This window comes from Clostridium amazonense (genome assembly GCF_056431285.1).
Map to the genome: position 1 here is coordinate 56,465 of NZ_JBWKMH010000024.1, position 12,297 is coordinate 68,761.

At 26.1% G+C, this 12,297-nt stretch carries 10 protein-coding genes and 1 riboswitch; of the genes, 9 read left to right on the plus strand and 1 reads right to left on the minus strand.

Annotated features, from left to right (window positions below; all coding sequences use genetic code 11):
• Positions 1–25: 25 nt before the first annotated feature.
• Positions 26–1,615, minus strand: a complete 1,590-nt coding sequence (locus AC07E4_RS09605) for an amidohydrolase (RefSeq protein WP_478216259.1) — start codon at positions 1,613–1,615, stop codon at positions 26–28.
• A 184-nt stretch (positions 1,616–1,799) separates the two neighbouring features.
• Between AC07E4_RS09605 and AC07E4_RS09610 the strand changes: the two genes are divergently transcribed.
• From AC07E4_RS09610 to AC07E4_RS09650, 9 genes are all read left to right on the plus strand, one after another.
• Positions 1,800–1,985, plus strand: coding sequence for a hypothetical protein (locus tag AC07E4_RS09610; protein WP_040327433.1), 186 nt, complete (start codon positions 1,800–1,802; stop codon positions 1,983–1,985).
• 426 nt (positions 1,986–2,411) lie between these two features.
• Positions 2,412–4,139 (plus strand): ABC transporter ATP-binding protein, encoded by a 1,728-nt coding sequence (locus AC07E4_RS09615; RefSeq protein WP_478216260.1) that lies wholly within the window; start codon positions 2,412–2,414, stop codon positions 4,137–4,139.
• Between the two features lies 1 nt (position 4,140).
• Entirely contained in the window at positions 4,141–5,961 is a 1,821-nt protein-coding gene (locus AC07E4_RS09620; RefSeq protein WP_478216261.1) for an ABC transporter ATP-binding protein, read from the plus strand.
• Between the two features lie 202 nt (positions 5,962–6,163).
• The gene (locus tag AC07E4_RS09625; protein ID WP_478216262.1) at positions 6,164–6,610 is read left to right on the plus strand and encodes a hypothetical protein; all 447 of its coding nucleotides are present in this window, start codon (positions 6,164–6,166) and stop codon (positions 6,608–6,610) included.
• A gap of 32 nt (positions 6,611–6,642) precedes the next feature.
• A complete protein-coding gene (locus AC07E4_RS09630; RefSeq protein ID WP_040327437.1) occupies positions 6,643–7,074 on the plus strand; it encodes a MarR family winged helix-turn-helix transcriptional regulator in 432 nt (143 codons plus the stop codon).
• A gap of 2 nt (positions 7,075–7,076) precedes the next feature.
• Positions 7,077–7,469, plus strand: a complete 393-nt coding sequence (locus AC07E4_RS09635; protein ID WP_040327438.1) for an HsmA family protein — start codon at positions 7,077–7,079, stop codon at positions 7,467–7,469.
• Positions 7,470–8,031: 562 nt separating this feature from the next.
• Positions 8,032–8,219: riboswitch (cobalamin riboswitch) on the plus strand.
• Positions 8,220–8,602: 383 nt separating this feature from the next.
• Positions 8,603–9,445: a YitT family protein gene (locus tag AC07E4_RS09640; protein ID WP_040327439.1), complete on the plus strand. Its 843-nt coding sequence runs from the start codon at positions 8,603–8,605 to the stop codon at positions 9,443–9,445.
• 24 nt (positions 9,446–9,469) lie between these two features.
• Positions 9,470–10,519 (plus strand): sigma-54 interaction domain-containing protein, encoded by a 1,050-nt coding sequence (locus AC07E4_RS09645; protein WP_478216263.1) that lies wholly within the window; start codon positions 9,470–9,472, stop codon positions 10,517–10,519.
• A 428-nt stretch (positions 10,520–10,947) separates the two neighbouring features.
• Positions 10,948–12,279, plus strand: coding sequence for an acetyl-CoA hydrolase/transferase family protein (locus AC07E4_RS09650; protein ID WP_478216264.1), 1,332 nt, complete (start codon positions 10,948–10,950; stop codon positions 12,277–12,279).
• Positions 12,280–12,297: the final 18 nt, after the last annotated feature.

The window sequence follows — 12,297 nt, forward strand, 5'->3', positions numbered from 1 at the left end:
CTGAGATAAGAGTAGTTTTTTACTATTATAATTTAAATATGGTTTTACCTTCTTTAATTGTTTCAAGTACTTTTATGCTTTTAATATCCATTTTATCTACTTTTAATGGATTTTCATTTAATATGATTAAATCTGCAAGTTTATTTTCTTTAAGACTTCCTTTTAAATCTTCTTCAAAGTATTGATATGCTGCATTTATTGTAACTGCTTTTAATGCTTCTAATGGTTCTATTCTTTCATCTTGACCTAGTACAATACCTTTTTTAGTTATTCTATTAACAGAACACCAAACTGTTTCTAACATATTAGGTTCTATTACTGGTGAATCTTGATGAAATGTAAATTTAATTCCTTTTTTTAGTGCGGAATTTGCTAAACTTATAGAACTTGCTCTTTCAAATCCAAAGTTTTCTACATGTATATCACCCCAGTGATATACATGAGCAACAAAGAAAGATGGTATCATGTTAAGACGTTTAACATCATCTAGCTGATCTTTTCTTAAAAGCTGAGCATGTATTATGACTGGTCTTATATCATTTTTAGTATGAGCATTTTTAATAGCATCATTATATGCATTTATATATTGCTTACAAGCAGCATCTCCATTGCAATGAGCAAGCAGCTGCATATCATCTTTTATTGCTAATGTTACCTTTTCAGTTAAAGCATTATCTTCATATATAGGATATCCCATGTAGTTAGCTTCACCATTTTTATAAGGCTCTAACATCCATGCTGTACGGCTTTGAGGTGACCCATCTAAGAAAATTTTATATCCACCAATTTTTAAGTGATTTTCATATTTTTTAATACAACTATTAAATCTTTTAACAAGGATTTCATAATCTCTTAAGTCTATATATCCAATTAAATCAAGCTTAAGCAATTTCTTTACTCTTAATAAGTCTAATATATCACCAAGCATTGGAACTATCATGCCTTCTTGCATTGTTGTAATTCCATAACTTGCATATGTATCTTGTGCTTTTACTAGTGCTGTTGAAAGGTCTTCCATAGAAGGCATAGGTACTTTTTGAATATTATTTACATATGCATTTTCTTCAACATAACCTGTTGGTTCACCATTTTCTTTTTCAATAATTCCACCAGAAGGGTTAGGTGTTTCACTTTTGATATTTAGTATATCTAATGCTTTAGAATTAAATACACCATTATGTCCACTTTGATGTTGCAATGCTACAGGATTATTTGGAGCAGCTTTATCTAAAATTTCTTTAGTCGGGTGTGTTTTTTCAGTTAAGTTATTATGATCATATCCTTTAACTGAAATCCATTCACCAGATTTTATATTATTCTTTTTAATAAAATTCTGAATAGAATCTATAATATCATTGAAATTGGTTGCTTCTTCTACTGAAACTTGTAAAAGGGATGTTGCATATCCTGAAAAGTGACTATGACTATCAATAAAGGAAGGCATTAATGTTTTACCTTGTAAATCAATAAATTCTACTTCTTTACTTGCGACTTTAATTAATTCATCTTTTGATCCTGTTTTAAATATTTTATCATTTTTTATAAGCAAAGCTTCAACATATAATTCATTTTCCATAGTTAATATGTCACCATTAAAGTAAAGTTTTTCACTCATAATAATTAACTCCTATCTAAATCACTATTTTCTATTAATTATATCATCAACTAATATTTTCACTAAAGATTTATTTAAATATGCATAATATAATATTCCGTTTATGTAAATTATAGAGTACCCAAAATATTAATAAACTATATATTAATTAGTGATAAATATTTTATTTAGAGAAGGTGTTTAAATGGATTCTTCAGGAAGAAATGAAATGGATGTAGCATTAGAATTAACTTTACTTGCCCTTAAAAGTGAAACTGCATTAAGTTTAAACAAAGTAGTATGGACTTATTTAACTGCTTATGCAAATGTATCAAATGCAGCTAGAAACTATCCAGATTCATCTAAGTTTATAACAAGTCCTGAAACTTAGATTTAAAAATTAATTATTTAGAACTATAAAAACTAAGATATAATATATATAATTTAATAGAATCAATCTATTTAAACAAAATATAGATTGATTCTATTTTTTATTTTAAAGGATATATATTTTTTTTATAGAATTATATAAATTATATTTTACATATAATTATATAGGAATCAAATTTAGAACTTTAAGTTATTCATGCTTTAGTTGAGAAAGATACATTTAAACTACTGTACAAAAATTAACCTATTTTTAGACATTAGGAACAAAGTGAGTAATATCTACCATCACTTTTCACTCTTACTTCTTAGTTCGTAATTGATTTCCAATATAGAAATAGGAATAACTTATAACTCTAGAATTATCATTTTATAAAATGTTATTTAAAATTTGAACCCTATATTATCTAGATTTAAGAGGTGATGACATATGAAATTTTTGAACAAATACATTAAAAAATATTGGAAATTGTTTTTTAGTGCATTATTTTTTTTAATACTTGAAACAGTATGTGACCTTATTCAACCAACTATAATGTCTAAAATTGTAGATATAGGTGTAGCAAAAAATGATATGAACTTTGTTCTTTCAAAATCTATGTTGATGATAGTTATTACTGGATTAGGTGCAATTGGTGCCACTGGGCGTAATATTATTGCAAGCAATGTATCTCAAAGATTTGGCACAGAACTTAGAATTGATCTTTTTACTAAAATTCAAAAACTACCTTTTAAAACCATAGATAAATATGATGGTGCATCATTAGTAACACGACTTACTAATGATGTAACACAAATTCAAAATTTTGTTAATGGTCTTATGAGGATATTTGCAAAAGCTCCGATTTTATGTTTAGGAAGTCTTATTATGGCTATAAAACTTAATAGGCGTATGTCTTTAATTTTTTTTGCAATTATACCTATAATTTTCATATTAATAGCAATTAATATGAAAATTGGTTATCCAATGTTTACAAAAGTGCAGAATTCTTTAGATAAAGTTAATTCTGTTATGAGAGAGTATTTGCAAGGAGTTAGGGTTGTTAAAGCATTTAATAGATTTGATTATGAAACATCTAGATTTGAAATGTGTAATGAAAACTTAACGAATATCTCATCTAAAACACTAAAAATTATGGCTATATTTTCACCATTAATTACTCTTAGTGTTAATTTATGTATTGTATTAATACTTTGGATAGGAGGAACTAAAGTAAACAATGGAACAATGCAAGTTGGAGAAATAATTGCATTTGTAAATTATATGACACATATACTATTTTCCTTAATGATAATATCTCGTGTTTTCACAGTATTTGTAAAAGCTAGTGCATCTTGTGAGCGGATAAATGAAATTTTTTCCGAGAAGATTGATGAAAATGAAGTTAATATAAAATTAGAAGAAAACAATATAAAAGGAAAAGTAGAATTTAATAATGTATCATTTTCTTATTGTGACGAAAATGATGATATTGTTCTTAATAATATTAATTTTACTTTAGACACTTCTGAAACTCTAGGAATAATTGGTTCTACTGGTTCAGGTAAAAGTACTATAGCAAACTTAATTATGGGGTTTTATAAACCTAATTCAGGAAATATAAAAATAAATAATGTAAATATTGAAAACATAAATAGAAAAGATTTAAGAAATAAAATTTCAATAGTTCCTCAAAAGGTTGTTCTCTTTTCTGGAACTATCATTGATAATATAAAAATAGGCAAAAATTCTGCTACATATGAAGAAGTTGAAAAAGCATCCATATTGGCAAATGCTCATGATTTTATTAAAGAATTTAAAGATGGATACAATACTACATTAGGTCAAGGTGGAGTAAATTTATCAGGTGGGCAAAAACAACGTATATCTATAGCTAGAGCATTAGTCAAAAATCCAGAAATTTTAATATTAGATGACTCTGTAAGTGCATTAGATGCAGTTACAGAAGAAAATATTAGAAATTCCCTTAAAGAATATTCTAATTCTCTTACATCAATAATAATTGCTCAACGTATTACATCTGTTATGCATGCTGATAAAATATTAGTGCTTGATGGAGGTTGTGTAGCTGGAATTGGAACACATGAAGAATTATCAAAGAATTGTGAAGTTTATAAGGAAATACTTTTATCACAAGTTGGCAAGGAGATGATGTAATATGAATACTAGACCAGTAGGTAATTTTCAAAATGGATTTGGTGGTGGACGTAGAAGATTTTCATCTCCAGTAATAAAGCCAAAAGACTTTAAAGGAACATTCAAAAGACTGTGGGAATATTTTTTAGATGAAAAAAAATCCTTAATAATTGTATTTCTTTTTATAATAGTAACTTCATTAATAAGTTTATTAGTTCCATTTTTAACAGGTAAAGCTATAGATAGCATGTCTATTAAAAATAACCTTGTAGATTTTACAGCATTGAAAATAATAATTTTTGTTTTAATAATTTCATATTTAATTGATGCAGTAACAAATTTTTTGCAGAGTTATATCATAGCAAGTGTATCTCAAAAAATTGTGAAAAATTTAAGAAAATCATTATTTAATAAACTTCAAAAATTACCTATATCTTTTTTTGATACACATAGTAATGGGGATGTTATGAGTAGACTTACTAATGATATAGATAATATAAGCACAACTATTTCTCAATCAACAATTCAATTAATGTCTGGTGCCATTACTATAATAGGTTCTTTCATAATGATGATAGTACTAAATATATATCTTACAATTGCAAGTCTTGTAACAATACCGTTAGTATTCTTATTAACAAGAACTATAGCAAAAAAGACTAAAGTATTATTTAAAAATCAACAATCAGAACTTGGTAAACTTAATGGCAATATTGAAGAAATTATATCCGGCAACTTTGTCATAAAAGCTTTTAATCAAGAAGATAAAGTTATTAATGAATTTAATGATATAAATAACAAACTTTGTGATGTAGGAATAAAAGCACAAACTCTATCAGGATTTTTAATGCCGTTTATGAATGTTATTAACAATATAGGTTTTACAATAACTTCTGGTGTAGGTGGAATTTTAGCTGTTAAAAATATGATTACTGTTGGAGTTATAGCAAGCTTTATAAGTTATTCTAGACAATTTACAAGACCTTTAAATGAGCTTGCAAATATATTTAATACTCTTCAATCTGCCCTTGCAGGAGCAGAAAGAGTTTTTGAAATTCTTGATGAAAATGAAGAGATAGAAGATAATTTAAATTCAAAAGAGCTTTCAAATATTAATGGTGATATAACTTTTGAAAATGTATATTTTGGATATAGTGAAGAAGCATTAATTTTAAAAAATATAAATTTTCATGTGAAAAGTGGTGAAACTATTGCACTAGTTGGTCCAACAGGGGCTGGTAAGACTACAATTATAAATTTACTATCAAGATTTTATGATGTTTCTAAAGGAAAAATTTTAATTGATGGTGTTGATATAAAAAATTATAAAAGAGACAGTCTAAGAAAAGCATTTGGAATTGTGCTTCAAGATACTTATCTATTTTCAGGAACGATAATGGAGAATATAAGATATGGAAGGCTAGATGCTACTGATGATGAAGTAAAAGAAGCTGCTATTATAGCAAATGCTCATTCATTTATTAGACATATGAAAAATGGATACAATACAATACTCCTAGAGAATGGAACAAATTTGAGTCAAGGTCAAAAACAACTTTTAGCTATAGCTAGAGTGATTTTATCTAATCCATCTATATTAATATTAGATGAAGCTACAAGTAATGTTGATACTCGTACAGAACTTAATATCCAAGAAGCTATGCTAAAACTTATGAAAGGTAGAAGTAGTTTTATTATAGCTCATAGACTTAGTACAATTCGTGATGCTGACACTATAATGGTAATAGATAATGGTGAAATTGTAGAAAAGGGAAATCATTTTGAACTTATGAATAAAAAAGGAACATATTATAATATGTATTCTAAACAATTTGAAATGTAAGGTATATATTTTAAAAAATTGACAATGGACAGTGAATGTGAAAATTTGAATTTGAAATCCTATATTAAAGACCTCAAGTAATATAAAAAGTATTATTTGAGGTCTTTACATATATTTCATGTTGACAAGCTGTTTATAACATAATAAAATAGTTTGCATAGAAACTAAATGATTCGCATGCAAACTATAAGGAGAAAAGAAAATGAATATTTTAAAAGTAGAAAAGAAAACTTTATTACTTGTAGTGGGACTTATTTGGGGGTTTGCAGGATTTAGAGTATTTACTTTAGGAGTAGGTGATATAAAAACTAATGATGGAAACTTGATTTTAAGTGCATTATTTTCAGCTATAATATTTTATCTATTTTTTAAATTTATATTTAGTAAAATGTTTGAAAAGCATACTAAAAGAATTATAAACAGTAATTTAAAGAAACATTGTATATTTTCATTTTTCGATGTTAAAAGCTATATCATAATGGGATTTATGATATTCTTTGGAATAACTATAAGAAATTTAGAAATAGTAAATCCTATATACTTAGGTTCCTTTTATATGGGCCTTGGATTTGCGTTATTTATAGCTGGTGTATTATTTTTAATAAGTTTTATAAAATTTGAAAAAACTAAAGCTAAATATAGTTTATAAAATTAATTTATGAATGGGGATGAAATAAGTATATGAATTATAATTCTTTTGAAATAGCTATGCTTATAAAGGAGATATATGCAAGTACCATTGAAATAGTTAGTAATAACTTAAAAGAAAGTGGACTTACTCATCAGCAAATAATGGTTATTAAGTTAATAGCTCATAATGGTAAGGTTAATATATCTCAGTTATGTGATGAAATGTTTTTAGCAAAGGGAACTGTGTCTGGTATAGTCAAAAGACTTGAATCACAAGGTTATGTAAAAAAAATTAAAGATGATGAAGATAAAAGAAATACATATGTTACTTTTTCAGATAAAGGTATAGAATTTGCTAAAAATTTTAGATGTGAAATTAATAAAAGCTTTGATAAAGTATTTGAAAATTTTACAGATGAAGAAATAAAAGAAGTTAAAAATAACTTACTAAATTTAAGAAATAAAATAAGAGGAGATAGATAAAAATGGATGGGAAATTGATATTTGCAATTATCACAATAACTTTAGCTTTAGTATTTTATACTATAGGTGTTTTTTCAGAAAGAAAATCTAAAACACTAAGAAAATGGCATGTTATTACATTTTGGTTAGGACTTGTTTTTGATACTACAGGCACATTGACTATGGAACGTATAGCATCTTTAAATGAAGTAAGTAATGCTGCTTCTGGAATTTCACTTCATGGAATAACAGGAATGATAGCTATTATACTAATGCTATTTCATGCAATTTGGGCAACATGGGTATTATTTAAAGGAGACGATAAAAAGAAATTAGCATTTCATAAATTTAGTTTATTAGTATGGATTGTTTGGTTAATTCCTTATATTATTGGAATGGTTATAGGAATGTCATAATTTTTAAATTATATAGGAATATGAGATTTTTTGACTATCAAATTAGAATAGTATTATTCCAAGGGGCTGTATCAAAAATATTTTTGTTAAAATATATGGTTTCAAGTTGAAAAATGAAATTACTCAAATATTAAATGAGAATGGTAGTGTTATAAGAAACAGGCTATTGGTATTTAAAGTTTACCAATAGCCTTATATTTTTCATTAATTTAATAATATAGTTTATAATTTTAAATTAAACTTATTAATTAATTTATTAACTAAGTTATTTTGATACAACCCCTTCATGAAAAAAAGTTTTTTTATCGATAAATTAAAATTTAAAATAATCTTTTTATCAAATGATACTATTAATCTTACAGTTTATTCTTATAAAACTTCTTCATTAAATTTACTAATGAGGAGGTTTTATTATATGGTTATATAAAGCAATTAATATTTATTAAAAATCTAGAATAGCACTTGAATAAATATATGAGAAAGGTATATACTGGAATAGGTGAGAAAATTAAGAAAATTTTGATTTGGTTTGTGAAAAAATTGTTTTTTATTACGTAGTTAATTGAATATAGTAGATTAAGGTACAAAGTTTTATGCTTTGTTTAAAAGGGAAATAAGTGAAAGTCTTATACGGTCCCGCCGCTGTAATGAGGAGAATTACTTTAAATTAGTGCCACTGATTTAAATTGGGAAGGCTAAAGTAATTTTATGATTCAGAGTCAGAAGACCTGCCTTGATTTATACACCAATACTCTACGGCAGATGGGGGGTGTCAACAAATATATATAAATTGAAGTTTATATATTTTATAGTTGTGCTATTTTTAGCCCCTTAACGTTTAGTTAGGGGCTTTATTTATTTTAAATTTTACTTAAAATACTTTAAACATTTAATATAGGGTTCCAAGTTCATCTTCATAATTATTAGTTCCAAAACTTGGATACCCTTAAGAGTGAGACTAGCTCGGAATCATTTTATAGTAAGTATTTCTTTTGAAAGCAATATATTTACAACTTAAAAAATAGTTTTGAATTCGAGCTTGTTTCCCTATAGCATCTCACCATTTTAAGTATTTAGTTTTAAAAAAATAAGTTAATAATTTAACTTTTAAAAGTTATAAGAGGGGGAGTTTTATGATAAAAAAATTAAAAGAATTTTTACTTATAAACATAGGTATTATAATGGTTGCATGTGGAATGTATTTCTTTTTAATGAATAATAACCTAGCAACAGGTGGAGCAAATGGTTTAGCCATAGTTATAAATCACTTCATTCCTAAAGTACCTGTTGGGATTATTATGATTGTTATTAACATAGTTTTATTTATAGTGGCTTTTATATTTATTGGTAGCAGTTTTGGAGTTAAAACAATTTATGCTAGTTTTGGAATTTCTTTTGCAGTTTTAATTCTTGAAAAAACTATAAACTTAAAAGGTTCACTTACTGGAGATATATTATTAGAACTTATATTTGGAATTTTAATATCTGGAGCTGGAATGGGGATTGTTTTCAATCAAAATGCATCTACTGGTGGAACAGATATAATTGCAAAGATTTTAAATAAGTTTTTTCATATTAATTTGGGAAAGGCTGTATTATTATCTGATTTAAGTATAACAGTTGCAGCTGCATTTGCTTTTGGAATAAAAATGTCAATGTATGCAATGCTAGGTGTAATAATAAATGGTTTTGTTATAGATGCAGTATTAGAAGGTATAAACATGTGTAAGGAAGTTACTATAGTTAGCAAAGAATATGAAAAAATTAATCAATTTATAATAAAAGATTTAGATAGGTGCTCTACTTTTTATAATGGAAGAGGTGGATTCACAAATAAAGAAAAAAACATATTAGTTGTAGTAATCGGAAGAAGAGAAGTAGGCAAATTAAAGCATTATATAAATGAAGTAGATAAAGATGCTTTTATAACAGTAAGCAATATATGTGAAGTACTAGGGTATGGATTTAAAAGCTAACTTATTTAATTTATGGAGGGAAATATGGATAATAATGAAGTTACTTTTTATAATGACTCTTCCATGGAATATGACAAAGAATTACAGGTTATGAAGAAAAATCTTTTTAATATAAGTGGAATGTCAATAGAATCTAACTCGATGATGGATGTTTTAAGGAACTCAAGTAAAATATCCAAGACAGATATTACAGCGTTAATATTAGGTGAAACAGGTGTAGGAAAAGAAGGAATAGCTAAATATATTCATTATAATAGTAAAAGAAAAGATAATGCATTTATAACAATAAACTGTGGTGCAATTCCAGAAAATCTTATAGAATCAGAACTTTTTGGATATGAACCAGGTGCTTTTACTGGTGCAAACAAAGGTGGGAAAATTGGTTTATTTCAATTAGCAGATGGAGGGACAATATTTTTAGATGAAGTAGGCGAATTACCATTAACTACTCAAGTTAAACTTTTAAGAGTTCTTCAAGAAAAGCAAATTGAAAAAGTTGGTGGTGTTGAATCTATAAGTGTAGATATACGAATAATAGCTGCAACAAATAAAGATTTAAAAAAATTAATAGATATGAAATTATTTAGAGAAGATTTATACTATAGATTAAGTGTTTTTCCTATAGTAATACCACCATTAAGAGAAAGAAAAGAAGATATAAAGTTACTTATAGATTTCTTTACAAATGAAATAAATGAAAAATATAATACCAAATGTAATTTTAGTGAAAATGCATTAGAGTGTCTTTATAATTATGAGTGGCCTGGAAATGTAAGAGAACTTAAAAATATAGTGGAACGGCAAATTATAATGAATGAATCAAATATTATATACAAGAGAAATTTAGATCAAGAAATAAAAAATACAAAAATTGAACAAGATTACATGTTAAGTATGAACAATTACTCTATAAAAGGATATAGCTTAAAAGAAATAATAGATAAAATTGAGATAGAAATTATAGAAGATGCATTAGAGCGATATGGTAATGTAAGAACAGCAGCAAAAGCGCTACAAATAGATCCATCTACGTTAATTAGGAAAAAGCAAAAATATTTTAAAAATAAATCTTAATTAGATTTTATTTTAATAAACATATTTAGACTGTTGATTATAATATCATCAGTCTTATTTCTTTTTAATTAAACACATATTTAAAAAAGTGTTTTGATTCACATTATCAATAAAAATGAACAAATAGTTGCAAATATGAAAAATTGCATTTTTGCATACACATATGTAAACATATTGTAAATACAACTTTAGAAAGAGTTAAAAAAATAACGATTGCAAATAATCATCAAATATTTAAATTTATATCTATATTAATATTAATTAAATGGCTAAAAGTAAGCATTATTTTTAATAATTAAAATTGGCATAGTAATTGCTTTTAAAATAAGTGGGCTGGTAAGAGGGGGGATAAAATAAAAAATACTATAAACTGATTAATAAATAATTTAAATTTTAAAAATAAAATATTGTAATTACAAGGAGTAAAAATGGAGTGGTTAAATTTATACAAAGAAAAACTTTTATCACCTAGAAAAGCTGCTTTAAAAATAAAAAATGGCAGTAGAGTCGTTATAGGTCATGCTGCTGGAGAACCTAAAAAAGTTGTAGAAGCTATGGTTAATGAAAAGGATAAATATTCAGGCATTGAAATTGTTCATATGATTGGTATGGGTTTAGGTGACTATGTAAAAAAAGAAAACAATAATAATTTTAGACATAATTCATTTTTTGCTGGACCAACAACTAGAGAGGCGATAGCTAATGGAAATGCAGATTTTACACCTTGTTTTTTCTCAGAAATACCAAGAATGTTTAGAGATGACTACTTAACAGTTGACGTAGCTATAATTCAAGTTTCATCACCAGATGAACATGGATTTTGTAGCTTTGGAATATCTAATGATTATACAAAACCAGCTGCAGAATGTGCAAGGTTAGTAATTGCTGAAGTAAACCCTAATATGCCAAGAACTCTAGGAGATTCATTTATACACATAAATGACATTGATTACATTGTAGAAGTAAATTACGACTTAATAGAAATAAATAAAAGTAATATAACTGATATAGAAAAAGCTATTGGTAAGAATTGTGCAAGTCTTATAGAAGATGGTTCTACATTGCAACTTGGAATAGGCTCTATACCAGATGCGGTATTAATGTGTTTAGAAAACAAAAAAAATTTAGGAATTCATTCAGAAATGATATCTGATGGAGTTTTAAACTTAATAGAAAAAGGTGTTATTACTAATAAAAGAAAAACTATTCATAAAAATAAAATTGTAGTTAGTTTTATAATGGGAACTAAAAAAATATATGATTTTGTTAATAATAATCCTATGATTGAAACTTATCCTGTAGATTATGTAAACGATCCAAATATTATAAGCAAAAATAAGAATATGGTAGCTATTAATTCTTGTATCCATGTAGATTTAATGGGTCAAGTTGCATCAGAATCTATAGGAATGAAACAATTTAGTGGCGTTGGGGGACAAGTTGACTTTATAAGAGGTGCCAATATGTCAGATGGTGGAAAGTCCATAATAGCTATGCCATCAACTGCTAAAAATGAACAAGTATCTAGAATAGTTCCATTTTTAGAAAAAGGTACAGCTGTAACAACATCAAGAAATGCTATTCAATATATCGTTACCGAATATGGAATAGCAGAACTTAAAGGTAAATCTTTAAAAGAAAGAGCTAGAGCACTTATTAACATAGCACATCCTAAATTTAGAGCAGAACTTATAGAAGAATGGGAAAAAAGATTTAAAAAAGAATTTGATTATTTTATTTACTATAAAATTCATAAATAAATCTAGTTCTGTAGATAG